At 66.8% G+C, this 21,519-nt stretch carries 24 protein-coding genes; 10 read left to right on the plus strand and 14 right to left on the minus strand.

All coding sequences use genetic code 11. The features are described from left to right. Positions 1 to 280: 280 nt before the first annotated feature. The 3 genes from P1K32_RS03010 to P1K32_RS03020 form a co-directional block, all read right to left on the minus strand. On the minus strand, positions 281 to 1,360 hold the full coding sequence (locus P1K32_RS03010; protein WP_276252157.1) for a glutamate--cysteine ligase: 1,080 nt from the start codon (positions 1,358 to 1,360) through the stop codon (positions 281 to 283). Between the two features lie 291 nt (positions 1,361 to 1,651). Next, complete coding sequence (locus P1K32_RS03015) at positions 1,652 to 2,284, minus strand: fibrillarin-like rRNA/tRNA 2'-O-methyltransferase (protein WP_276251243.1); 633 nt, start codon at positions 2,282 to 2,284, stop codon at positions 1,652 to 1,654. Beyond that, positions 2,281 to 3,123, minus strand: a complete 843-nt coding sequence (locus tag P1K32_RS03020) for an NOP5/NOP56 family protein (RefSeq protein WP_276251244.1) — start codon at positions 3,121 to 3,123, stop codon at positions 2,281 to 2,283. The genes P1K32_RS03015 and P1K32_RS03020 overlap by 4 nt, the downstream gene beginning before the upstream one ends. A gap of 131 nt (positions 3,124 to 3,254) precedes the next feature. Here P1K32_RS03020 and P1K32_RS03025 point away from each other — a divergent pair, with 131 nt between their 5' ends. From P1K32_RS03025 to P1K32_RS03045, 5 genes are all read left to right on the plus strand, one after another. After that, on the plus strand, positions 3,255 to 3,713 hold the full coding sequence (locus P1K32_RS03025) for an Hsp20/alpha crystallin family protein (protein ID WP_276251245.1): 459 nt from the start codon (positions 3,255 to 3,257) through the stop codon (positions 3,711 to 3,713). A 114-nt stretch (positions 3,714 to 3,827) separates the two neighbouring features. After that, on the plus strand, positions 3,828 to 5,789 hold the full coding sequence (locus P1K32_RS03030) for an AMP-dependent synthetase/ligase (protein WP_276251246.1): 1,962 nt from the start codon (positions 3,828 to 3,830) through the stop codon (positions 5,787 to 5,789). A gap of 58 nt (positions 5,790 to 5,847) precedes the next feature. Next, positions 5,848 to 7,347 (plus strand): PAS domain-containing sensor histidine kinase, encoded by a 1,500-nt coding sequence (locus tag P1K32_RS03035; protein ID WP_276251247.1) that lies wholly within the window; start codon positions 5,848 to 5,850, stop codon positions 7,345 to 7,347. Between the two features lie 66 nt (positions 7,348 to 7,413). After that, positions 7,414 to 7,953: a DUF1684 domain-containing protein gene (locus P1K32_RS03040; protein ID WP_276251248.1), complete on the plus strand. Its 540-nt coding sequence runs from the start codon at positions 7,414 to 7,416 to the stop codon at positions 7,951 to 7,953. A gap of 48 nt (positions 7,954 to 8,001) precedes the next feature. Continuing rightward, positions 8,002 to 8,859, plus strand: coding sequence for a CPBP family intramembrane glutamic endopeptidase (locus P1K32_RS03045; protein ID WP_276251249.1), 858 nt, complete (start codon positions 8,002 to 8,004; stop codon positions 8,857 to 8,859). Here P1K32_RS03045 and P1K32_RS03050 read toward each other — a convergent pair whose 3' ends face one another. The 5 genes from P1K32_RS03050 to P1K32_RS03070 form a co-directional block, all read right to left on the minus strand. Next, on the minus strand, positions 8,860 to 9,156 hold the full coding sequence (locus tag P1K32_RS03050; RefSeq protein ID WP_276251250.1) for a hypothetical protein: 297 nt from the start codon (positions 9,154 to 9,156) through the stop codon (positions 8,860 to 8,862). Positions 9,157 to 9,332: 176 nt separating this feature from the next. Further along, positions 9,333 to 10,313, minus strand: coding sequence for a DUF7972 family membrane protein (locus tag P1K32_RS03055; protein ID WP_276252158.1), 981 nt, complete (start codon positions 10,311 to 10,313; stop codon positions 9,333 to 9,335). A gap of 71 nt (positions 10,314 to 10,384) precedes the next feature. Continuing rightward, positions 10,385 to 10,606 (minus strand): DUF4177 domain-containing protein, encoded by a 222-nt coding sequence (locus tag P1K32_RS03060; protein ID WP_276251251.1) that lies wholly within the window; start codon positions 10,604 to 10,606, stop codon positions 10,385 to 10,387. Positions 10,607 to 11,150: 544 nt separating this feature from the next. Further along, positions 11,151 to 12,506 carry an NAD(P)/FAD-dependent oxidoreductase gene (locus P1K32_RS03065; protein WP_276251252.1) on the minus strand — a complete coding sequence of 452 codons (1,356 nt, stop codon included), beginning with the start codon at positions 12,504 to 12,506 and terminating at the stop codon, positions 11,151 to 11,153. Positions 12,507 to 12,536: 30 nt separating this feature from the next. Further along, positions 12,537 to 13,142, minus strand: a complete 606-nt coding sequence (locus P1K32_RS03070) for a response regulator transcription factor (protein ID WP_276251253.1) — start codon at positions 13,140 to 13,142, stop codon at positions 12,537 to 12,539. Between the two features lie 159 nt (positions 13,143 to 13,301). On the opposite strand from P1K32_RS03070, the gene P1K32_RS03075 reads away from it, so the two are divergent. Beyond that, positions 13,302 to 14,255, plus strand: coding sequence for a D-2-hydroxyacid dehydrogenase (locus P1K32_RS03075; RefSeq protein WP_276251254.1), 954 nt, complete (start codon positions 13,302 to 13,304; stop codon positions 14,253 to 14,255). Here the strand turns inward: P1K32_RS03075 and P1K32_RS03080 are convergent, their stop codons facing one another. The 3 genes from P1K32_RS03080 to P1K32_RS03090 form a co-directional block, all read right to left on the minus strand. Next, positions 14,256 to 14,639 carry a hypothetical protein gene (locus P1K32_RS03080; protein WP_276251255.1) on the minus strand — a complete coding sequence of 128 codons (384 nt, stop codon included), beginning with the start codon at positions 14,637 to 14,639 and terminating at the stop codon, positions 14,256 to 14,258. It abuts the gene before it with no gap. 40 nt (positions 14,640 to 14,679) lie between these two features. Beyond that, the gene (gene asd / locus P1K32_RS03085) at positions 14,680 to 15,717 is read right to left on the minus strand and encodes an aspartate-semialdehyde dehydrogenase (RefSeq protein ID WP_276251256.1); all 1,038 of its coding nucleotides are present in this window, start codon (positions 15,715 to 15,717) and stop codon (positions 14,680 to 14,682) included. A 72-nt stretch (positions 15,718 to 15,789) separates the two neighbouring features. Beyond that, complete coding sequence (locus P1K32_RS03090; protein WP_276251257.1) at positions 15,790 to 16,227, minus strand: DUF7960 family protein; 438 nt, start codon at positions 16,225 to 16,227, stop codon at positions 15,790 to 15,792. A 458-nt stretch (positions 16,228 to 16,685) separates the two neighbouring features. Between P1K32_RS03090 and P1K32_RS03095 the strand changes: the two genes are divergently transcribed. Then, entirely contained in the window at positions 16,686 to 17,726 is a 1,041-nt protein-coding gene (locus tag P1K32_RS03095; RefSeq protein WP_276251258.1) for a tyrosine--tRNA ligase, read from the plus strand. A 4-nt stretch (positions 17,727 to 17,730) separates the two neighbouring features. Here the strand turns inward: P1K32_RS03095 and P1K32_RS03100 are convergent, their stop codons facing one another. Further along, positions 17,731 to 18,207: a hypothetical protein gene (locus tag P1K32_RS03100; protein WP_276251259.1), complete on the minus strand. Its 477-nt coding sequence runs from the start codon at positions 18,205 to 18,207 to the stop codon at positions 17,731 to 17,733. A gap of 133 nt (positions 18,208 to 18,340) precedes the next feature. Here P1K32_RS03100 and nth point away from each other — a divergent pair, with 133 nt between their 5' ends. Beyond that, a complete protein-coding gene (gene nth, locus P1K32_RS03105) occupies positions 18,341 to 19,024 on the plus strand; it encodes an endonuclease III (RefSeq protein ID WP_276251260.1) in 684 nt (227 codons plus the stop codon). A 5-nt stretch (positions 19,025 to 19,029) separates the two neighbouring features. On the opposite strand, the gene P1K32_RS03110 is transcribed toward nth, so the two are convergent. Next, on the minus strand, positions 19,030 to 19,551 hold the full coding sequence (locus tag P1K32_RS03110) for a universal stress protein (protein ID WP_276251261.1): 522 nt from the start codon (positions 19,549 to 19,551) through the stop codon (positions 19,030 to 19,032). Between the two features lie 59 nt (positions 19,552 to 19,610). Continuing rightward, positions 19,611 to 20,093 carry a DUF7321 family protein gene (locus P1K32_RS03115; protein ID WP_276251262.1) on the minus strand — a complete coding sequence of 161 codons (483 nt, stop codon included), beginning with the start codon at positions 20,091 to 20,093 and terminating at the stop codon, positions 19,611 to 19,613. Between the two features lie 213 nt (positions 20,094 to 20,306). Here P1K32_RS03115 and P1K32_RS03120 point away from each other — a divergent pair, with 213 nt between their 5' ends. Then, entirely contained in the window at positions 20,307 to 20,513 is a 207-nt protein-coding gene (locus tag P1K32_RS03120; RefSeq protein ID WP_276251263.1) for a hypothetical protein, read from the plus strand. 88 nt (positions 20,514 to 20,601) lie between these two features. Continuing rightward, a complete protein-coding gene (locus tag P1K32_RS03125) occupies positions 20,602 to 21,414 on the plus strand; it encodes a DUF7319 domain-containing protein (protein WP_276251264.1) in 813 nt (270 codons plus the stop codon). The last annotated feature ends 105 nt before the right edge of the window (positions 21,415 to 21,519 follow it).

A 21,519-nucleotide genomic window follows, 5' to 3' on the forward strand; every position in this document is an offset into this window, starting at 1 on the left:
TGTAGTATTTAAACGACGGGCAAAACCCGGGTCCACTATCGCCCGTGAGAGCGACCCTCTGGTATTTTACTGTAGTACCCTCTACGAATGAGTGTCGCTTGGCGGGCTGTGAGGCCGCCTACATACGATATCCGAAGCTGGGCGCGGTCGCCGTCTGGGGGCGGCGCCGCAGTCGGTCTGAGACGACCCGCGAACGGGATACGGAAGGGGAACACCGATTAGCGGGAGGGGAGGTAGTGGCAGCCAGAGCTTTCGTCGCCGCCGTCGTGGCGGATTCGTTTCAGTACTGCAATTCCAGCGCCGCGGCGAGTGATTGTGCTCCATCGTCGCGGAGCCGCCGTTGCCGTTCGGCGCCGCTCTCGGCCGCGAGTAGCGTCCGAATCCCGTCGATATCCAGCCGGTCGCAGTCGGCCTCGACGATGTCGCCCAGCGCCAGCGCCTCCTCGCCGTCGCGCGACAGGAACGACGCCGACTGGCCGTTGCGAATCGCGCGCCACTTGTTCTCGTCGAGCAGTTCCCGTCTGAGGTCGGTCCCAGACTCGCCGTCCTCGTAGCGGGCCGCGAGGTCCTCTACGAGCGCGTGGACGTATTCGACGAAAGCGAGCACGCGGTCGGGGTCGGCCTGGCCGTCCGGCGCCCGTACCTCGACGGTGCCGTGGCCAGAGTGGGGGCGCACGTCGAACCACAGCTCGCCGCGGTCGTCGATGCTCCCGTTATCGACCATGCGGCGCTCGAACCGCTCGAAGGCCGCGTAGTCCTCGAACGCCGTCGGGATGCCGGTGTTGGGTAACGCCTCAAAAATCTTCGCCCGTGCGGACTGCAGCCCGGTGTCGAAGCCGTTCCAGTACGGCGAGTTCGCCGACAGCGCCAGCATGACGGGGACGTGCCAGCGCAGCTCGTTGGCCACCCACACCGCCTTGTCCGGGTCGTCCACGCCGACGTGGACGTGCAGCCCCGCGGTGGTGTTGCGGTGCTGTGGGTACTGGATTCGGTCCAGCTGCGCTCGATAGCGGGGTTTCTCTGCGTGTTCGAGTTCCCGCCACTTCGCAAGGGGGTGGAGCCCGGCCGCGGCGATGCCAAAGCCCTCGCTCGCGGCGTACTCGACCAGCGCCTCCCGCACCGCAAGCAGCTGCTCGCGTGCGTCCGCCGGGTCCTCGATGAGCGGCGTCTGCGTCTCGATGACACACTTGAAAAGCTCGTGGTCCAGCCGGTCCTGGAGTAACTCCGGCGGCTCGCGCTCGTAGACGAGTTCGTCCGTGCCCGACGTGGGTCGGCCGTGCGCGTCGACGACGTAACACTCCTCCTCGATACCGAGCGTGCCCATCCGGGTGAAGTTCTCGGGAGACCCCGTCTCGTCCATCGACCGGAACGTCGCAATCGACCCGGTAAAGCCTTCCGTCCGCTGGCTAGGAAACTTGGGCATAACCAGGAGTGTCGACAGCCAGTCCACCGCGACTGACAACGACGACGAGAACAGTCTGAAAGCCCCCGCGCTCTCGACTACTGCGACTCGCTGCGCCCTTCGTTCGCTCCGCTCACTCCAGTGCTTGCGTCGTCTCGAACGTCGAGAGCGCGGCCCCTTTCAGTCCCACCCGTAGCGGTTGGTCAACGAACTACACGCTGCACGGAAAGCCGCCCTCCGCCAGATGTTCTACTCCAGCGGCCGCGCGACAACACCGAGGTGGTCGTCGTGGTAGGGGTCGAGTGGCTCGGTCTCCAGTACCTCGTAGTGTTCCTCCAGTTCGGCCACCACGTCCGCGAAGACGGCCTCGGGGTCGGCGGTGACGTCCTCGCTGCGGGCCTTGACCGCGGCGAGCAGGCGGCCGTCACCGTCGAGGAACCGGCGATTCAGCGCCGCGACGCGGGCCTGTCCGCGGGTGGCGACGTCCTGGACGACGACGTCGACGGGTTCGACGACGTGGGCGTAGGTCTCGGGCTTGCGGGCGTCCTTGAGCAGCGGGAACAGGTTCTCGCGGTGGTCGGCCACGTCGAGTAAGTCCCGCGCGGGCCGGGGTGCGAACTCGACGGCGTAGGTCGGGCCGCCGAAATCCGCGACGTGGCTCACCGTCGTGCCGGCGGCGGCACCGAGGTAGAGGGTTTTCTGCCCGTTTTCCAGGCCGGTATCCATCCCCAGGGCCAGCATCGCGCCGAGCTTCGAGCGGTTCGGGTCCCACCGGCGCCACTCGCCGTCGGTCGCCTCGCCGTACTCGGGGTGGCCTCGCGTGGCGATGCTGGTCGTGCCGTCGAAGTCGTGGCGGGCGACGCCGTCGGGGAGCGCAGTCATTGGTCACCTCCGCGCGAGCGGATGCGCTCGATGCGCTCGTCGAGGTCACGCTCCAGGTCGGGCCGGCGGTCGCCGCTGTAGTGGTCGATGCGAGCGGCGATGGAGAGTTTGCCGGCGAGCGCGCGGGCAGCCGACCCCCGCTCCCCACGCCGGGTGCCGCTGACGTACTCGTGGGTGAAGATGATGCCGTGCTTGGGCGAGGGCGCACCCCCGCGGAGGTGGGCGAACAGGGCGTCCTCGGCGCCCAGCACCTGAAGGGTGCCGCTTGGCTTCTTCGCGAGCGACTCCAGCCCGCCGGCCAGCGAGACCAGCCGCGCGGCGAGTACCGGCCCGGCAAGCGCCGAGAGGTTCGGCGCGACGGCTGGCGCGGTCCGTTCGATGTACGCCCGGAGCTCGTCGGCCTCCTCGGCGACCGCCACGACGCGCTCGGCCAGCGAGCGAAGGGCCCGGTCGCCGCCCTCGTCACCCTCCCCTACGTCGCCCTCGGCGATGCGCCGAGCGTAGCCGACGCCGCTGCCGGCCTCGCCGTAGCGACTGCCGCCCCACTCGGCGACCCGCTCGGCCAGCTCGTTTGCGGTGCGCTCGCAGTCGGCCATGGCCCGCACCGCGTGGACGAGCTGCTGGTCGTCGGCCCGCTCGCGCTCGGTGACGGCCGCCTCGGTAGCCGCCGTCGTCGCCGCGTGGAGCCGCTCGTAGTACGACTCGGTGTCTTCGGCAAAGCCCGCATCGACGGCCCGGGCGGGCCAGTCGTCGGGGGACTCGGCCCGCCCACTCGCGATGCGCTCGGCCGCAGCTGCCTCGTCGTCGGGGTCCAGCCCGGCGAACCACCCGTCTGTCATACTCGCGGGTGCGCGCCCGACGCGAAAAAGCCCCGTGGTTGGCCGGGCAGGCGGTCGGGGACGACAACCGCCACCCTGCTATCACACGTCCATATCTGTTTATATCTATGCTCGTCCAATATAAGGCCGTTATGAGAGAACAGCGATACCCCTTCGACGGCATGGACCGGTTCTTCGACCAGATGCGCCGGGAGATGTTCGGCGAGTGGCGTCCACAGGGACGCCGACTCGGCGACGGGCAGTACGGCGACGGGGCCGTAGAGACCGCCCACCACGACGTGGGCGGCTGGGACGCGCGCGTCTCCGTCGAGGAGACCGACGACGGCTTCGTGGTCCTCGCTGACCTCCCGGGCTTCGACCGGGACGAGCTCTCCATTCGCCTCCACGACGACGTCCTCCACCTCAGCGGCGAACACGAGGTCGGTGAGGGCGCGAGCTACCGGAGCCGACGGGTCAGCGAGCGGATTACGCTCCCGGCCCACGTCGACCCCGAGGACGTGAGCGCGAGCTACCACAACGGCGTGCTCGAAGTGCGCTTCGTGGTGGTATCCGAAGACGATGACTCCGGCACGGAAATCCACATCGAGTAGGTCATAGACTGCTCGCTGTCCGGAACGGTTGCTATCCGGTTTTCAAACGGTTTACAACGCGTCTAGTGTTAACATCCATTACATACTTGTCCGTCCTCGGTGAACGTCCATGTAATGGGTTCGCCACCGAGCTGGTTCGAGGCGGAGGCCGCCTACAGCGACGACGTCACAGAGATGGACACGCTCGGTGAACTGTTCGCGGCGACCGCGACACGCAACGCCGAACGGGACGCCCAGCAGTACAAGGGCGGCGTCTACGACCGCTCGCTGACGGGCGAGATACTGGCGAGCCCGCCCGACGGTGCGTACGGGCGGCTCAGCTACGAGCGGATGGGCGAGCTGGTGCGGTATCTCGCCGCCGGATTCCGTGAGCTCGGCGTGACCGCCGACACCCGCGTGGGCATCTTCGCGTCGACGCGGATGGAGTGGGCGCTGACCGATTTCGCCGTGCTGTCGGCCGGCGGGGTCGTGACGACGGTGTACACCGACTCCTCGGCCCAGCAGGTCCGGTATCTGCTCGACGACCCGGACGCCGAGCTGGCGGTCGTGGGCACCGACGACCAGCTAGAGCGGGTGTTGTCGGTCGAGGACGACCTCGACCTCGAGGCCGTCGTCACGATGGACGACTGTGCGCCCGAGCGCGAGGACGTCCTGACGCTTTCCGACGTCTACGACCGGGGCGAGGCCGCCTTCGAGGCCAGCGAGTACGAGTCCTGGCTCGCCGACCGGTCGCTGGACGACCTCGCGAGCATCATCTACACCTCGGGGACCACCGGCCAACCGAAGGGCGTCGAGCTGACACACCGGAACTTCCGCTCGAACGTCAACCAGACACGGCGGCGGCTGGGCCCCCGTCCGGACAAGGCCCCGGGGCTCCCGACGGTCGCGGCCGGGAAGCGCTCTATCGCCTTCCTCCCGCTGGCCCACGTCTTCGAACGGCTTGCGGGTCACTTCTTCATGTACGCCTCCGGCGTCACCGTCTGCTACGCCGAGAGTCCGGACACACTGGCTGAGGACCTCGAACAGGTGCGCCCGCACTTTGGCGCCAGCGTCCCTCGCGTCTACGAGCGCATCTTCCGACGGATGCGCGAGCAGGCCAGCGCCTCGCCGGTCAAAGAGCGTATCTTCGAGTGGGCGCTGGGCGTCGCCAGAGAGCACGCCCGTACCGACGACCCGGGGTCGCTGTTGACGCTCCAGCACCGGCTGGCCGACCGCCTCGTCTACAGCACCGTCAGAGAGGGGCTCGGCGGCGAGGTAGAGTTCATGGTCAGTGGCGGCGGGAGCCTCTCGAAAGAGCTGTGCGAGACGTTCATCGGGATGGGTATCGACATCGTCGAGGGGTACGGGCTCACCGAGACGGCCCCGGTCATCTCCGTCAATCCGCCGGAGGACCTCCGGCCGGGGACGCTCGGCTACCCGGTCACCGAAATCGACGTCCACATCGACGAACACGTCGTCGACGAGACGGAGTCCGACGACGCCAGCGGTCGGCTGGGCGAGCTGCTCGTCGCCGGCCCCAACGTCACCGAGGGCTACTGGGGGAACCCGGGCGAGACGACCCGCGGGTTCACCGAACTGGAGGGGCGGCGCTGGTTCCGGACCGGCGACGTGGTCGAGCTGACCGACGACGGCTTTCTGGTGTATCACGACCGAATCAAACAGCTCCTGGTGCTCTCGACGGGGAAGAACGTCGCCCCACAGCCAATCGAGGACCTGTTTGCGACGGTCGACCGGGTCGACCAGATAATGGTCGTCGGCGACGACGAGAAGTTCGTCGGGGCGCTCATCGTCCCCGACTTCGAGGAGATGGAACGGCTCGCGGCCAGGGAGGGTATCGACCTGCCCGACGACCCGGCTGCCCAGTGTGCACATGATGCCGTTCGCGGCTGGATTCAGGCCGCCGTCGACGAGGCCAACGCGGAGCTAGAGCGCACCGAGCGCATCAAGGCCTTCGAGCTGGTCCCCGAGGAGTGGACTGCGCGCAACGACCTCCTCACGCCGTCGATGAAGAAGAAGCGCCGCAACATCCGTCAGGAGTTCGAGGACGCCGTCGACGCGATATACGCCGAGGAGTAGTATGATTGCTGATAACTGGCCCGCGGTGTTGAAGTAGCTACTCCGCTACAGTTAGGCAATGGCAGACGGGACTCCCCGGGTCACGACCGACGGTGGCCGGTCGCATGACACCGGTCGGCCGGACCCGCTGTTCGATGTTCTCCCCGACCCAGCGGTGCTCGTGGATTTCGGTGCAGACGAGCCGCGTGTTTGTCGCATCAACGAGGCGTTCGCCCGGACGTTCGGGCACGACGCCGAATCGGTCGTCGGGGAACCGCTCGGGGAACTGCTCGCGGCACCGTCGTCCAAGGCCGTGCGTGCGGCACTCACCGGCCCGGCAGACGGCGCCTGCGAGGTGCGACGCGAGACAGCCCACGGCCGGGAGCGCGAGTACCAGTTCCGGGGCGTCCGCACCGACGACTCGGACCGGGTGTACGGGCTCTACACCGACATCACCGAACGGACAGCTCACGAGGCAAACCTGACGGCGCTGCACGAGACGGCCCGGGAGCTGATGGTTGCCGAGTCCACCGACGAGGTGGTCGACATCGGCGTCCACGCCGCCAGGGACGTCCTGGGGTACGAAATGGCGGCAATATACCGCTACGACGAGGTGACGGGCTCGCTGGTGCCCGCGGTGACGACCGACCGCACGGCGGCAATCCTGGGCGACGTGCCGACGCTCCCCGGCGGCGAGAGCATCGCGTGGCGGGCCTTCGAGACGGGCGAGGCAGTCGTCTGTGACGACGTCCGCCAGGAACCGGACGTGTTCAACGACGCGACACCGGTCCGCTCGGAGATGTTGTTCCCGCTGGGTGACCACGGCGTGTTACTGGTGTTTGCCACCGAACCGGCCGCCTTCGACGAGACGGACCGCTCGCTGGGACAGGTGCTGGCCGCGAACATCCAGTCGGGACTCCAGCAGGCCGCTCGCGAGGAGACGCTCCGAGAACGCGAACAGGCGTTGTCCCGCCAGAACGAGCGCTTAGAGGAGTTCGCCTCCATCGTCTCACACGACCTTCGGACGCCGCTCGACCTCGCGGGCGCCCACCTCGAACTGGCCGCCGAGGGCAGCCAGGCCGGCGACCACCTCGAGAACGTCGCCGCGGCCCACCGCCGGATGTCCGAACTCATCGACGACGTGCTCACGTGGGCTCGCGAGGGCGACGCCGTCGAGTCGACCGAACCCGTGTCGCTGCCCGCGCTGCTCTCGGCGTGCTGGGCCGACCGCCAGCCCGACGGGGCGACCCTCGAGGTCACGACCGAACGCACGGTTCAGGCCGACCGAAGCCGGCTCAGACAGCTCTTCGACAACCTGCTGGACAACGCCGTCACCCACGCCGGGCCGGCGGCGACGATACGCGTCGGCGACATCGACGGCGGCGTCTACGTCGCCGACGACGGGCCCGGCATTCCGCCAGTGGAACGGGACGCCGTCTTCGACTTCGGCCACGCGCTCGCCGCCGAAAGCACCGGCTTCGGACTCGCTATCGTCGGCGAGATCGTCGAGGCCCACGGCTGGTCGATTTCCCTCACGGAGAGCGAGCACGGCGGCGCGCGCTTCGAGATACGATTCTGAGCGCGGTCGTGTCCGAACCGGCCACACGACCGCCGCACTGAAACCGCTCGCGCGGGTAGGGCGCCCATGACCGACGACTACGCCGAGGAACTCCGCCGGAATCGCGCCGAGAAAGACGACTTCTTCGCCGAGCACCCGCAGTCGCCCATCCCGCCGGAAGAACGGGCGGCGTTCGACGGGCTGTCGTACTTCGACCCCGACCCGGACTACCGCGTCGAGGCGTCGGTGACCCGCCACGCCGACCCCGAGCCCGTCGAGATGGAGACGACCGACGGCCGCGTGGTCAGGTACCTGCACGTCGTCACCTTCGAGTTCGACGTCGACGGCGAGGCCGCCACCCTCCAGGGGTACCGGCAGGCCGGGGACGACCCCGGACAGCTCTTCGTCCCGTTCCGGGACAAGACGACGGGCCAACAGACGTACAAACGGGGCCGGTACATGGAGCTGGAACACGACGGCAAACTGACCGACGGGGAAGCTATCACGCTCGATTTTAACCTCGCGTACGCCCCCTTCTGTGCCTACAGCGACACCTTCTCTTGTCCGCTCCCGCCCGAGGCGAACTGGCTGGACGTGGCCGTCGAGGCCGGCGAACGGACGGACTGACCGGCCGAGAGGGAACGGCTTTTCAGGGTGTCGTTGCTACTGAGAGGTATGTCAACCGCGTCACGCGAGCGTCCGCGCCTCCAGTCGGCCATCGCGCTGGTCTCCGCGCTGGGTCTCGGGGCCGGTGGGCTCGCCCTCGGGTTCGCGCTGCTCATCCTGACGGTCGCAGGTATCGGGCTCGTCACCGGGGCGGGACTGTCGACCTTCGGCTTCCTCGTACTCAGTCTCGTCCTCGTCCAGGGTATCGGCTGTGGCGGCGTCGCGCTGAGCTACTACAAGCTCAGACCGGTCATCGGGCCGCGTGTGCGGTCCGCGCTCGACATCGGCGGCGACGGGCCGACGTTCGGAATCCCCGTCTCGGTCCCGAGTCTGCGCCAGGTAGGTATCGTCATCGCCGGCTACGCCGCGGCCATCGTCTGGGTGATGGTCTCCGGCATCATCCTGACCGTCGTCCAAGAGATTCGCGGCCAGCCACTCAACACGGGGGAAAACGCCGCCGCGGAACTCGGGCGGACGAACCCGGAACTACTCCTGTTGCTGATTCCGGCCTCGATTCTCGTCATCGGCCCGGGCGAGGAGCTGCTCTTCCGCGGCGTCGTCCAGGCGCGCATCCGGGAGCGGTTCAGCCGCGTGCCCGGTATCGCCATCGCGAGCCTCTTCTTTGCGGCGCTGCACATCGTCGCGCTCGTGGGCGGCTCGCTGGTGGGCAACCTCGTCGTCGTGAGCATCCTCTTTGGCACCGCGACGGTCTTCGGCGTCGCCTACGAGTACGCCGAGAACATCGTCGTCCCGTCGCTGATACACGGGCTCTACAACGCGACGCTGTTTACCCTCCTCTATGTCAGCCTGACACTGAGCGAGGAACTGCCACAGCAGGGACAGGCGCTGCTGGGACTCCTCCCGTAACTACTCGCGGGCCGCCTCGACGTGGACGGTTGCCTCCTCCGGCGTCATCCCGCGGACGCCACACGCACAGGCGAGCAGCTCCGGGTCGGTCAGCTCGTCGACCTGCTCCCGGCTGGCCCGCTCCAGCGACCCGCTGTCGGGGTCGTAGTCGAAGTAGACCCGGTAGCTGACCTGCGAGACCCCCTCGATGCGGTGGGTCTCCTCGGGGTCCGGGTCGTGGATGGCCGCCTCGTGTTCGGCCTGCATCGTCTCTTTCCACTCCTGTAGGTTCGATTCCGGGTCGCTTTCGTCGGTCATGGACGGACGCTGGCGATGGGCGGACAAAAAGGGCAGTGTCGAACGCACGGGACTCACGGCAGCACACGTACTCGCTGTCTTCCCCACACGACTCGCTCACTCGCGTTCTCCGCGACGGTGTGGCCTCCGACTCGACGTAAGCGATGCCTGTGGGGAAGCCCACAGCCTGCCGGCGGTCACCGCTGTGAGTCCCGCAGAATCAACGGCTCGATAGCGAGCGTTCGCTTCGCGATGGTGACGATGCGCAGCACGTACGCGGTAAACAGCAGGAACGGGGTGAGCGTCACGGTGAAGGCGGCACCGATGAGCACCGTGATGTGTGCCACGCCGAGCGTGTTCCCGGGGAGTGTCGCGGCTTCGACAGCGATGAGCATGACGCCGGCAACGACCAGCGCTGGAATCGCCGCGTACAGAATTAGCTGCGAGAGGGTGACCAGCGCCCACTCGAAGTACAGCGTCTTCACGTGCTCTCTGGCCGGACCGAACATCGAAAGGGCCGTCTTCAGCTCCGTGAGAAGCCGCTCCTCCGGTTCGCCGAGGTCCGCCGCGTGGTCGTTTGCGATGCGCTCTACCTGGAATATCTTCCAGCCGTAATTGAAGTTCAGCGCCGCGAACAGCACGTCGAAACTGCCGAATCTCGCGCCGTCGAGTTGCTCCCGGACCAGCTCGGCGTTGCCGACGAGACTCTCGGTGAACGCCTGGAGTTCCCACTGGAGCTGGGCGTTTTCGACGTCGCTCAGGCCGTCCCGCACGGCCTCCGCACGCTGTTGGGCCACGCCGACGAGGCTCCGGAGAAACGCCGACGGGTCGGCCGGGCTGGGCGCACCGACGAGTTCCGCGGTGTAGTCGCGAAAGTCCATCGCGTTCTCCATGCGCTCGCGCTGGTCACCGAGCGGGCCGTTCTCCTGGGAGAGCACCAGCTGGCCGATGGTCACCACGAGCGTGACACCGGTGATTATCGCGCCAATCATCGTCGCGAACATCGTCTCGATAGTGTCGCCCGACCTGAGCTGGGGCACCACCGGGGGCGGAAGCACCGTCACGAGGGCGACAAAGAACACGAACACGGCGAGTGCCAAAACGCCGGTCACGTGCCAGCGGTTCGCGCCGAGCAACAGCCAGATTTTGAGCTGGCTCTCCCCGGCCCGCTGGCGCATGGTGTTTTCGGTGCTGACGTCGATATCGGTGTCGACGTTCGGGTTCGCCTCGCCGTCGATATCGTCGGCGCTCACGAGGCCCCGTCCCCGCCGTCGTCTGTCGACCGCGCCGCACGCTCGAACACGAGGAACTTCGTCCCACCACCGGTGTAGTCGATGGTGTCGACGAACCGCCACCCCTCGGCGGCGAGTTCGTTCAGCGCCGCTTTGGGGTCGACCGATTCCTTCCGGGTCTCGCCGCGTGGCGGTCTGCGCGTCTCGTACTCCCAACGGTCAGTCTCGGACTGTCCCATCACTGACACATCTCTGCGGAGCTGTATAACGGTGGTCGCTCCGGATGGTGGCCATCCAGTGGCCGGAACCGTACCAGCCTGGCGAACGGTCCCGTAATCGGGTGAAACGACCCTGGAGCGAGCGAGAGTCCCGCCGGTAGGAAACGAGAAATGTCGCCCGGAACACTAACGTCCGGCATCATCCTCGGCGGTGTGCCACGTCAGCCGGCAAACCCTCGTGCCGGGCGAGCGACGACGCAGTCGTCGCTAGCTGCCGAACCGGCGTCAGCCGGCTCGGAGGTCGCCCGATAGGGCGACAGTTGCCACGACGGCGATAGCCGTCGAAGCGCGCGGTTTACGGCCGCAATCGGGTAGTTTCCGACTACCAATCGAGCGGGCTACGACCGCCAGTCGGGCAGGTAACGCCTGCCACTCAGCTGTACCGCGCCCGGGTTCTCCGGACTGTCATCGTCCCGTTGGACGGGCCTCGGCCGGGGATTAAAGGCGCGCAGTGGCTCTAGCGGCCTGCCGTACCTAAGCGTGGCGCCTCTGGGGAGCCGACAGCTCAGATCGCGTAGTCGGCTTCCCGGAGCTGGACGTAGCGATCGTCGCGGTAGCCGAACTTCCCCCACTTGTACTGTGCGACGAGCTGGACGCCGTGGACCCCGCCCCTGAGCGCGGCGTCGGCCTTGATACCGCGTCTGTCCATCAGGCTGTTTGCCGTGTCGAACGCGCGGTCCCAGTCGCGCGGGCCCCAGTCCCGGACCAGGTCCGCGAACGTGACGTTCCGGAGAATCTCGTCGCCGATGGCGGCGTGCCACTCGCGATTGTAGTTCTCCAGTGACTCCTCGGCGGCCAACCGACCCGCAATCTTCCCGGTGCGGACGGCGACGTGGTCGCCGCCCTCGTGGAACGCCGAGGTGGCCCCCATCGCACCGCCGACGACGGCGATGCCGGCGCCCGCGGGCGACTCGATGGGCCGGGTCGAGGAGATGGGGTAGGTCTCGGTCCCCTTCGCCTTGCCGCGCTCCTCGACCACGGGGAAGTCCTCGAGGTCGTAGCCGGGGAACTGGCGTTCGAGCAGTCGCTCGATGTACTGGCCGCCGCGGGGAATCCCCTCGTCGTCCTCGCGCAACAGCGCCCACTCGGCGTTCTCGTAGTCGTCGATGTCCAGCCCGATAGGCATCGTCAGCCCGATGCGTGCCACGTTGTCGTCGTTCGGGAATATCCACGGGTAGGCCGTGTGGCCGGGCATCATCCCCCACCAGAACTCGATGAAGTCGGGGTCGAAAAGCTCCTCGGGCATCCGGCGGTGTTCCTGGTAAGCGATGTGGTTGGCCTCGTTGGAGGGCAGTATCTCGCCCATCGTCCGGTCCAGCAGGAACTGGTCCAGCGTCGGCCCGGTGACGGTCCGCTGTGGACCGTCCGCGAGCACGACATAGTCGGTCTGGATATCCTCGCCGTCAGCCAGGTGGACAGTGTGACGTGGCGACGCCGAGAGCGTCGTGTCGACGCCCGTAACCGAGACGCCGACGCGATAGTCGGCGCCGGCGTCTTCGGCCCGGCCGCGGAGCCAGTCGTCGAACTTCGCGCGGTGGAACGTGAAGCCGAAGCCGTCGTAGCTGGCGCCGATACCGGTCTCGGTCATCGAAAGCTCCGAGCTGGGACCGTAGAACTTCGCGCCGTCGAGTTCGCTGAGGACGATGTCCTTGGGAATCTCGTCGGGCGCGTAGTCCATGATGTCGAGCCAGTAGTCGAGCAACCCGGCGGCGTCAGTCGAATCCGGGCCCGGACCGTCCCGGTCGGCACGGGGGACCCCCTTCTCTAAGACGACCGTGTCAGCGCCGCGGGCGGCGGCCGCCTCGGCGGCCGACGACCCCGCCGGACCACCGCCGACGATGGCCACGTCTACGTCTTCCATACCCGCTACGGTGCCCCCGGCGGCTAAAACCTATTGTCTCGGCTCGCGGGCGGCCCTGTCGAACGACCCCGCCGCGAGCGGGGGCTCCCCGCCGCCCTCGCCGGCCACGGCCGGAACCGACGTCTGTGCGTCCTCGAGGGTCGGTCCGGCACACTCCAGGTGGTCGACCGTGCGCTGGTAGTTCGGGTCCCCTGCGAGTCGGTGGCGAGGGACGGCGGCCTCGACGATTCGCCGGCGCGTGTCGAGCGCCACGAGACGACGGTGTCGCGGCGGCGACGCGGCGGTGACCGCGGCCCGCTCGATTCGTTCGAGGACCGTCTCTCCCGAGACGGGCTTTCGCAGGTAGTCGTCGACGGGGATGTCGAGCAGGTCGACGTCCGGTTCGACGCTGCTTATCATCACGACCGCCGGGTCGGCCTCGCGCCGGTCCAGTTCCCGCGCGACCGCCTCGCCGTTCCGTTTCGGCATCTCCCGGTCGAGGAGGACGACGTCGACAGTTTCGTCGAACCGTCGGAGCGCCTCCGCTCCGTCAGCTGCCGTCCGAACGTCGTCGAACTCCGCCAGCCAGCACTGATACAGCGAACGCATATCGCTGTCGTCGTCGGCGACCAGCACCGTTCCGGCGGCGTCTGTCATACTACCCACCGGGGGCGTGGGAAAGATATACACCCCCCACTGTTTGAACCGTTCAAGACCGTTCAAACGGCCATTTTCGGCAGACATGATACGCCATGCGGTTACTGCGGACAGCGCTGGTCGTCACCGTTTTTGCGCCGCCGGGCGAGTGCTCAAGCGATGCCTGACATCGTCGTCCGCCGTCACAGCGTCCACGGGATGCCCGTCGACCAGTACGCGTCGGCCCTGCGCGAGCGCTGCCCCGGCCGTGAGGTCGCGGTGGCGCGGACACCGGCCGCCGAACGCGACCTCGTGGCCGACGCGACGGTCGTCACGGGCAGCGCTATCGACGAGGGACTGCTCGGCGAGGCCGAGTCGCTTCGGCTCTTTGCCAGCACCTACGCGGGGTACGACCACCTTCCCCTCGGCGCGCTGGCCGACCGCGGCGTCGCGCTGACGACCGCCTCCGGCGTCCACGGCCCGAACATCGCCGAGTACGTTATCGGGTCGTGGCTGTCGATGGCCCGGGGCTTTCTCCGTGCGCGACGCCAGCAGCGCGAGGGGGTCTGGCAGGCCTTCCAGGCGAGCGATTTCGCCGGGAGTCGCGTCTGTGTCGTCGGTATGGGCGCCATCGGCGAGGCCGTCGTCGACCGGCTGGACGGCTTCGACGTGGAGACCGTCGCGGTCCGACATTCCCCGGAGAAAAGCGCTGGGACGGACGAGGTCTACGGCTACGACGAGATTCACGAAGCGGTGGCCGACACCCGCTACGTCGCGCTCGCCTGCCCGCTGACCGATGAGACCCGGGGGCTGGTCGACCGGACGCTGCTCCGGACGATGCACCCCGACAGCGTGCTTGTGAACATCGCCCGCGGGCCCGTGGTCGACACCGAGGCGCTGGTCGAGGCCCTCCAGCGCAACCACATCGGTGGCGCCGTCCTGGACGTGACCGACCCGGAACCGCTCCCCGGGGACCACCCGCTGTGGGACTTCGAGAACGTCCTGCTCACACCGCACAACGCCGGCCACACGCCGGAGTACTACGAGCGACTCGCAGACATCGTCGCCGAGAACGTCCGGCGGGCCGAGGAGACGGGCGCGTGGGACGGGCTTCGGAATCAGATCGAGTTGTAGCTACGGCTGTCGGCTCGCCCGGTAGCCGTCGCGGGCCTCGAACGCGAGGTAACCGAGGAAGGCCACAACCACGAACGCCCAGACGACCGTCGAGAGCGACCAGCCACCGATAGTGATGGCGCTGGCGGCGTTGCCCAGTAACAGCGCGACCACGGCGAAACTGACCAGCACGACGAACCGCCATCGAGCGGCGACCGGGATATCTTCGCCGTCGCCTCGCACGGCCAGATGAGCGTGCGAGCCCGCAAACAGGAGGACGTAGCAGGCGACGACGAACAGTCCCGAAGCGAGAGCGCCCGATGTTCCAGAGCGAATCCAGAGAGTCGCCAGCGCCATCGTCGCCACGACGACGGCGAGCTGGACTTTGCTGTCGCGGGAGACCATACGGTATCACCGCGCGAGAGCCAAAAAAGGACTGCGACGGTTACAGGTAGCCGCGCTCGTGCAGCAGTTCGCCGTTCAGAATGGACGCGCCGGCGGCGCCCCGCATCGTGTTGTGGGCCAGGCAGTTGAACTGCACGCCGTCGGTCGTCTCGCGGAACCCGCCGACGGCAACGCCCATGCCGCCCTCGGTGTTCCGGTCCAGACGGGGCTGGGGTCGGTCGGGCTCCTCGAACACCTTGATGAGCCGGTCCGGCGAGGAGTGGAGGTCGACACCGGTGACCGCTTCCATCGCCTCGGCGGCCTCCTCGGCAGTGACATCCTCGGCCGTGTCGGCCCAGACGTTCTCCAGGTGGCCGTCTAGCGTGGGAATTCGGTTACAGGAAGCGGCGACATCCATGTCGTGGAGCTGGACCTCGGCGCCGTCGAAGCTCCCGAGTAGTTTCCGGGACTCGGTCTCCATCTTCTGTTCCTCCCCGCCGATGTGTGGGATGGCGTTGTCGATAATCTCCATCGAGGAGACGCCGGAGTAGCCCGCGCCCGAGACCGCTTGCAGCGTGGAGACGCGTACGTCGGTCAGTTCGAAGGCGCGGTCGAGCGCTTCCAGTGCCGGGACCATCGTGATGGTCGAGCAGTTGGGGTTCTTCAGCAGGGCGCCGTCCCAGCCCCGCTCGTCGCGCTGGACCTCGATGAGGTCGACGTGGTCGGCGTTGACCTCCGGGATAGTGAGTGGCACGTCCTCGTCCATCCGGCCGTTCGAGGAGTTCGAAGAGACGACGTAGCCCGCCTGGCAGAAGTCGGGTTCGACCTGTTTGCCGACGCTGGAGGGAAGCGAGGAGAAGATGAGGTCGACGTCGTCGGGGACGGCCTCCGGCGTCGTCGCACCGACTTCGATCTCGGCCACGTCCTGCGGGATGGGCGCGTCGACGCGCCACTTCGCGGCCTCCCGGTAGCTCTTCCCGGCGCTCGATTCGCTCGCGGTGAGTGCGGCGATTTCGAACTCCGGGTGCGGGTCGAGTAGCTGGATGAGTCGCTGTCCGACTGCCCCTGTGGCGCCGAGGACGCCTACGCGTACAGACATAGCTTGCCGTCTGATTCCGGTGTTCAAAACCGTTTGGGTATTGTCCCGCGTTGGCACGGTCGCCCGTCGGTGTCAGACCGTCGCTTCAGTGTCTTCGAACGCCCACTGGACGACGCGGGCTTCGACGACGTCGCGCTCTTCGACGTACGGGTCCTCGCGGTTTTCGAGGATACGCTCGGCCTCGGCGCGCATCTCGGCCTCCAGGTCGGAGTGGTCCGGCTCGTCGCGGATGTCGTTGAGCAGGGCCTCGAAGTCCTCCCGCAGGTCGAAAGAGGCCCGGGCGACGTTACAGCGCGACAGCGGGCTCATGCCGGTTTCGAGCACGAGGTCTCTGACCATCTCCCAGTCCGACCGGCAGAAGTAGATGGACACCTCGCCGACGATGTCCCGCCAGGCAATCGCTTCGGAGTGCTTCAGCAGCGGCACGGCCCGCGGGGGCAGGTCCAGCCGGCTGCTGGTGTCGGGGTTCCCACAGAGGCAACACGCCTTCTCCGTCTTGCCGGTGTACATACTCGACGGTAGGACTCGACGGACTTGGGTACGTCGCTCAGATAGTGCTTAGTTGAGTGACTCGGACCTCAAACAGCCAGAAAGCCCCCGCGTTCTCGACTCGCGCGGCTCGCTGCGCGCGCTTCGCGTGCTTGCGTCGCCGTGCTTCGTCGAGAACGCGGCCCCTTTCATCCCCACCCATGCCGGCTGCCCAACCGGCTACGGGTGGAATGAAAGGGGCGGCCAGCTAAACTCGGGGGTGGTTCGAAAGACGGTGGATCCGTCTTTCGTCATCACGAGAGAGCTTCGCTCTCTCGAACGACCTCGCTGCGGTCCTCACTTCGTTGCGGTCCTTTCGGCGGCCGCCTTCGTTTAGCTGGCCGGGGCTTTCTGGCTCTCAGTCTCATTGGCTGCTAAAATAAATCCGACTACCGCTCGGGACTGACAAGGTTTTAATCGCCGGCCCCGGGAGTCGAGGTATGAACACGGCCGAGCGAGTCGACCTCGTGAGCAGACACACACAGGAGGTCGTCACGGAGGAGGAACTGACGGAACTGTTCGAGGCCGGCGACCCGACGGCCTACATCGGCTACGCGCCCACGGGCGAGATGCACATCGGCCACTTCACCACGATGCGCAAGCTCGCCGACTTCCTGCGGGCCGGCATCGAGGTCACCGTCCTCATCGCCGACCTCCACGCACACTTAGACGACAACAAGAGCCCCTTTGACCTGCTCGACGCCCGCTCTGCGTACTACGAGACGGCCATCGAAGGGATGATAGAAGCGGCCGGCGCCGACCCCGAGGACGTCGAGTTCGTCCGCGGGACCGACTTCCAGTTAGACGAGGAGTACACTCTGGAGATGTACCGTATGGCCGCCGAGACGACCATCGCGCGCAGCCAGCGCGCGGCGAGCGAAGTGGTCAGAGAGTCCGAGAGTCCCAACCTCGGCGGGCTCATCTACCCGCTGATGCAGACCCTGGACGTGAAAGCGCTGGACGCCGACATCGCCTACGGCGGCGTCGACCAGCGCGGTATCTACATGCTCTCCCGCGAGGTGCTCCCCGACCACGGCGGCGAGTCGCCCGTCTGCGTGTTCGCGCCGCTGCTTTCGGGCCTGTCTGGCGGGAAGATGAGCGCCTCCGACGCGGCTTCGAAGGTGAACCTGACCGACAGCCCCGAGGAAGTCGAAGAGAAGATCGGCCAGGCGTACTGTCCCGCGGGCGAGGTCGAGGACAACGGCGTCCTCGAATATCTGGACCACCTCGTCTTCCCAGTTCTGGCCGTCGACGACGAGCCCTTCGTCGTCACCCGACCTGAGGAGTACGGCGGCGACCTGACCTACGACAGCTACGATGAGGTCGAGGCGGACTTCCTGAGCGGTGAACTGCATCCGGCGGACCTCAAGCCAGCTGTCGCAGACGCCATCTCGACGGTCATCGACCCCGTGCGCACCCGGCTGGAAGACGAACCCGAACTGCTGGCCGAGGCCTACCCCGAGAGCTACGGCGGGGAGTAACCGACTACGACTCGTCGCGAACGGTGCTGCCGATGACGAGGGCCGCGGCGATGATAACCAGATTCTTGATGATGTACTGGCCCTCGACGGTCAACGCGTACGGGAACGCGACGTAGACGACGTCAGGGAGGAGGACGAGCGGGAGGAAGGTGCCGGGAAGCTGGAGGGCCAGTAGCAGCAGCCCCACGCGGGTGAGCGGTCGATAGAGCAGGCAGATGCCGATGAGGACCTCCCAGACGCCGAGGACGGGGACGAACAGGTCGGCCGGAACGACGTACACCGTCGACGCAACGAGGTCGGCGGCCGGCGAGACGCCCAGTACTTTCAGCCCGCCGAACCAGACGAACACGATTCCGAGTGCCGCGCGCAACGCCGGGATACTCCAGCGGTCCATCAGCGACGTGAGCGTCGCGTCGACCTCGTCGAATCGTTCGCGGTAGTTTAGCCACGGCTGCTGTCGCTCTGTGTCTCGTGCGGTCATCGTACACAGAATCGTAGGGTCTCAGCGGGCTAAAGCTCTTTCAGGGCCGATTTATCGTGGACATCGACTGGCGGGAGACAGACACCGCTCCCGAAACGATACCCCAAAGGCACGCGCCCCACTGGAGAGGGATATGGGAACACAGCTGGCCAGTCGCGAGGCGCAGGCGGAGGAAGTCGTCGACCGATTACACGAGGCGTATCCCGACTCTACGATTTCGCTGAACTACACGAGCCGGCTCGAACTGCTCATCGCCGTCGTCCTCTCGGCACAGTGTACCGACGAGCGGGTCAACGACGTGACACAGGAGCTCTTCGAGACGTACCAGACCCCCGAGGACTACGCCGACGCGAGCGAGGAACAGCTGGCCGAGGACATCTACGGTATCACCTTCCACAACAACAAGGGCAGCTACCTGAAGGGCATCGGCGAGCAGATCGTCGACGAGCACGACGGCGAGGTGCCCGACACGATGACCGACCTGACCGACCTGCCGGGCGTCGGGCGCAAGACCGCCAACGTCGTGCTCCAGCACGGCCACGACATCGTGGAGGGTATCGTTGTCGACACCCACGTCCAGCGAATCTCCCGGCGGCTGGGCCTGACCGAGGAAGAGCGCCCCGAAGCCATCGAGCAGGACCTGCTCGATATCGTCCCCGAGAGCGAGTGGCAGCAGTTCACCCATCTGCTCATCGACCACGGACGGGCCGTCTGTGGCGCGCGCTCGGCAGCGTGTGAGGAGTGCGTGCTGGCCGACATCTGTCCCTCCGAGCAGGGCGACAGCGACGTCGACCTGGCGTCGGGCGAGCCCTGGTAACGGCGCTACTCCTCGCGCATCCGGACCGTCAACACGGGCTGGTCGGCCGTCCGAACGACTTTCTCGGTGACGCTGCCCAGCAGATAGCGGTCCACGCCGGTCCGCCCGTGGGTCCCCATCACGATGAGGTCGACGTCGTTGTCATCGGCGTACTCGCGGATGCGTTTGGACGGGTCCCCACTCAGGACCGCCGTCTCGACCGGGACGCCCGAGACGCTGTCGGCCACGTCCTCGACGAGCACCAGACCCTGTTCGCGCACGGTGCCGCCCTCCGCTGGCGGTTTGTTGGTCATCCCGGTCTTGCTGGCCGCCGCTCGCTCCCGCACTATCTCCTCGCCGCCGACCATCTCCGAGCGCTCGACGCCCTCGTGTTCCTTCTCGACCATCCCCGACGGACCGAAGTCGTCTTTGGCGACAAAGAGGACGTGGAGGGTCGCGTCGTATCTGTTGGCGTGTGCGACGGCGTGGTCGAGCGCGGCCTCGGCCCCGTCGCTGCCGTCTGTCGGAAAGAGAATGTTCTGGTACATCACAGCCCGAATGTTGAATCTATGACACTATCAATGTATGTGGCCAGTTACCACGACGGTCAGAGGACGTACCGGATGACGAATCGGGCCGTGCCGACGACGTAGGCGAGCATCCAGAAGATGACGTAGCCGAAGACGCCGATTCGGAGGCGAGAGCGCCAGTGGGACATCCGGTCGCCCCCGATTTCGTCCATGAGCACGTCCTCGTCGTAGTCGTTGTAGAGGTCGTGCTGTCGTTTCGCCCGGAAGATGCGGACGATACCCGTCCCACCGAACAGCAACAGGGCGTACGCCTGCAGCCCCAGATAGGCGTGGACAGCCGAGAGTCCGCCGAGCTGGTCCGGGAGCCGTGGCACCATCCAGAACAGCATCGGTATCGTCGTCAGTGCCAGCCCCGTGCCGACGAACTTCAGGTGGTGGACGAGCACGCCCCACGTGACCGGTTCGGTCTCGATGATGTAGTACGCGCCGTACAGAAAGCAGGGGAAGCTCAGACTCACCATCACGAACACGACGGCGGCTATCAGCGCGTCCGACACCATGGCCGGCGTTAGGACAGGACCCGCTAAAACGTGCCGGATGCGACCAACCTATCGTGCCGGCTCGGCCCCGCGACGCACTCGCGGCAGTTGGTCCAGGTACTACCCACCTGCGTCCAATTTTACCGAGTATATTAATCATATAACCACTATAATGACTGAAAAACCGTGCAGATATAGACTTATATCAGTAGAACCGGTACGTTTGCCCAAGCAATGATAGGAACGGCAAGTCGTCGGACTGCTGGTAGAGGTGGCATGAACCCGCCGGCGAAACGAAGCGAATACTACTACGGCGAACTCGCGACCTGTGACATCTGTGAGGTCGAACAGCAGTGTTTCGACCGCTTCGGGATGGTGACCTGCCAGGCCTGTCAGACCGAGTACCTGCCCTCCGGTGGTGGGGTCCTCTACTTCGGCTGAACCGTCTGTTTCCGCCCCGCTAACCCACGCCGGTGAGGGGGAACGACAATCGTCACGCTAACAGGCGTTCCCGACGTAGCTGTGACTGATGAGCGATTCCTCGGACGAGCAGGTGCGAGCGGGAGAGGACCCCGAGCGTCCCACGGAACCCGATTCCGAGGACGTCGAGGCGCTCCGAAAACAGGTCGAGGAGAAGTACGACTTCGACGACTTCGGCCCGGCGGACATGGCCGAGATGACCGCCGAGGAGTGGGACGTCGCCTTCGACGAGGAGACGTGGATAACCGGCGCGGACCTGCTGGACCGGGTCGAACGCGACCTGCGAAGCCGGGTGGCCACCCGCGACGTGTTCGCGCGCATCGAGCGCCATCGGGAGCCCCAGCACGTACTGGCCTACTCCGACGAGGGGTACGCCGTCGTCTACCCGGACGGCTCTGTCGAGGGGGAGGGAACGGTCCTCCGTGACGTGAAACCGACGGTCGCGCTCTGTTCGATGGACAGCTACGACGTGCCCGAGGAGGTGCCCGACAACCCGCTGCCCGAACCCGAGACCGTGCCGGAGGGCGGGGGCGAACTCGGCAACCGGATGCTGCAGGCCATCGCCGGGGTGCAACTACTCGCTGGCCTGGCGATGCTCGCCGGCGCGGTGTTTGCCCTGCTGGACGTGTTCGGGCTGGGCGGGCCGGGGGCGAACATCGAGTTCCTCGTCGTCGGCGGGCTCGCTTTCATCGGCGTCTCGCTGGTGCTGTTTTTCACCGTCGCGAACGCGCGTCTCTCCGATAAGTTCCGGGCCGAGGAGTACCGCGACCGGCTGCGCGCCGTCGGGCTGGAGGACGGCGAGCGACCGGAGTTCGTCCCCGAGCTCACGCCCGAAGACGACGGGGAGAGCGAGGCCGAATAAGGGACCACAGCAGACACAAGCGGTGACGCCGCGAGTGAAGCGGACTGGGAGCGAGGACACCGACGAACTCGGTGCGTAACGGTTCGTGCGGGTGGTATCCGGTGG

Source organism: Haloarcula rara (assembly GCF_029338235.1).
GTDB classification, from domain to species: domain Archaea; phylum Halobacteriota; class Halobacteria; order Halobacteriales; family Haloarculaceae; genus Haloarcula; species Haloarcula rara.

Excerpts from the sequence above, each read along its gene's own strand:
- P1K32_RS03050 (WP_276251250.1), bottom strand. The coding sequence starts at position 9,156 with ATGACCGACGAAAGCGACCCGGAATCGAACCTACAGGAGTGGAAAGAG.
- P1K32_RS03060 (WP_276251251.1), bottom strand. The coding sequence starts at position 10,606 with ATGGGACAGTCCGAGACTGACCGTTGGGAGTACGAGACGCGCAGACCG.
- P1K32_RS03055 (WP_276252158.1), bottom strand. The coding sequence starts at position 10,313 with ATGCGCCAGCGGGCCGGGGAGAGCCAGCTCAAAATCTGGCTGTTGCTC.
- P1K32_RS03070 (WP_276251253.1), bottom strand. The coding sequence starts at position 13,142 with ATGACAGACGCCGCCGGAACGGTGCTGGTCGCCGACGACGACAGCGAT.
- P1K32_RS03125 (WP_276251264.1), top strand. The coding sequence starts at position 20,602 with ATGAGCGATTCCTCGGACGAGCAGGTGCGAGCGGGAGAGGACCCCGAG.
- P1K32_RS03025 (WP_276251245.1), top strand. The coding sequence starts at position 3,255 with ATGAGAGAACAGCGATACCCCTTCGACGGCATGGACCGGTTCTTCGAC.
- P1K32_RS03045 (WP_276251249.1), top strand. The coding sequence starts at position 8,002 with ATGTCAACCGCGTCACGCGAGCGTCCGCGCCTCCAGTCGGCCATCGCG.
- P1K32_RS03065 (WP_276251252.1), bottom strand. The coding sequence starts at position 12,506 with ATGGAAGACGTAGACGTGGCCATCGTCGGCGGTGGTCCGGCGGGGTCG.
- P1K32_RS03110 (WP_276251261.1), bottom strand. The coding sequence starts at position 19,551 with ATGTACCAGAACATTCTCTTTCCGACAGACGGCAGCGACGGGGCCGAG.
- asd (WP_276251256.1), bottom strand. The coding sequence starts at position 15,717 with ATGTCTGTACGCGTAGGCGTCCTCGGCGCCACAGGGGCAGTCGGACAG.
- P1K32_RS03040 (WP_276251248.1), top strand. The coding sequence starts at position 7,414 with ATGACCGACGACTACGCCGAGGAACTCCGCCGGAATCGCGCCGAGAAA.
- P1K32_RS03080 (WP_276251255.1), bottom strand. The coding sequence starts at position 14,639 with ATGGTCTCCCGCGACAGCAAAGTCCAGCTCGCCGTCGTCGTGGCGACG.
- P1K32_RS03095 (WP_276251258.1), top strand. The coding sequence starts at position 16,686 with ATGAACACGGCCGAGCGAGTCGACCTCGTGAGCAGACACACACAGGAG.
- P1K32_RS03120 (WP_276251263.1), top strand. The coding sequence starts at position 20,307 with ATGATAGGAACGGCAAGTCGTCGGACTGCTGGTAGAGGTGGCATGAAC.
- nth (WP_276251260.1), top strand. The coding sequence starts at position 18,341 with ATGGGAACACAGCTGGCCAGTCGCGAGGCGCAGGCGGAGGAAGTCGTC.
- P1K32_RS03030 (WP_276251246.1), top strand. The coding sequence starts at position 3,828 with ATGGGTTCGCCACCGAGCTGGTTCGAGGCGGAGGCCGCCTACAGCGAC.
- P1K32_RS03015 (WP_276251243.1), bottom strand. The coding sequence starts at position 2,284 with ATGACTGCGCTCCCCGACGGCGTCGCCCGCCACGACTTCGACGGCACG.
- P1K32_RS03100 (WP_276251259.1), bottom strand. The coding sequence starts at position 18,207 with ATGACCGCACGAGACACAGAGCGACAGCAGCCGTGGCTAAACTACCGC.
- P1K32_RS03090 (WP_276251257.1), bottom strand. The coding sequence starts at position 16,227 with ATGTACACCGGCAAGACGGAGAAGGCGTGTTGCCTCTGTGGGAACCCC.
- P1K32_RS03010 (WP_276252157.1), bottom strand. The coding sequence starts at position 1,360 with ATGGACGAGACGGGGTCTCCCGAGAACTTCACCCGGATGGGCACGCTC.
- P1K32_RS03115 (WP_276251262.1), bottom strand. The coding sequence starts at position 20,093 with ATGGTGTCGGACGCGCTGATAGCCGCCGTCGTGTTCGTGATGGTGAGT.
- P1K32_RS03020 (WP_276251244.1), bottom strand. The coding sequence starts at position 3,123 with ATGACAGACGGGTGGTTCGCCGGGCTGGACCCCGACGACGAGGCAGCT.
- P1K32_RS03035 (WP_276251247.1), top strand. The coding sequence starts at position 5,848 with ATGGCAGACGGGACTCCCCGGGTCACGACCGACGGTGGCCGGTCGCAT.
- P1K32_RS03075 (WP_276251254.1), top strand. The coding sequence starts at position 13,302 with ATGCCTGACATCGTCGTCCGCCGTCACAGCGTCCACGGGATGCCCGTC.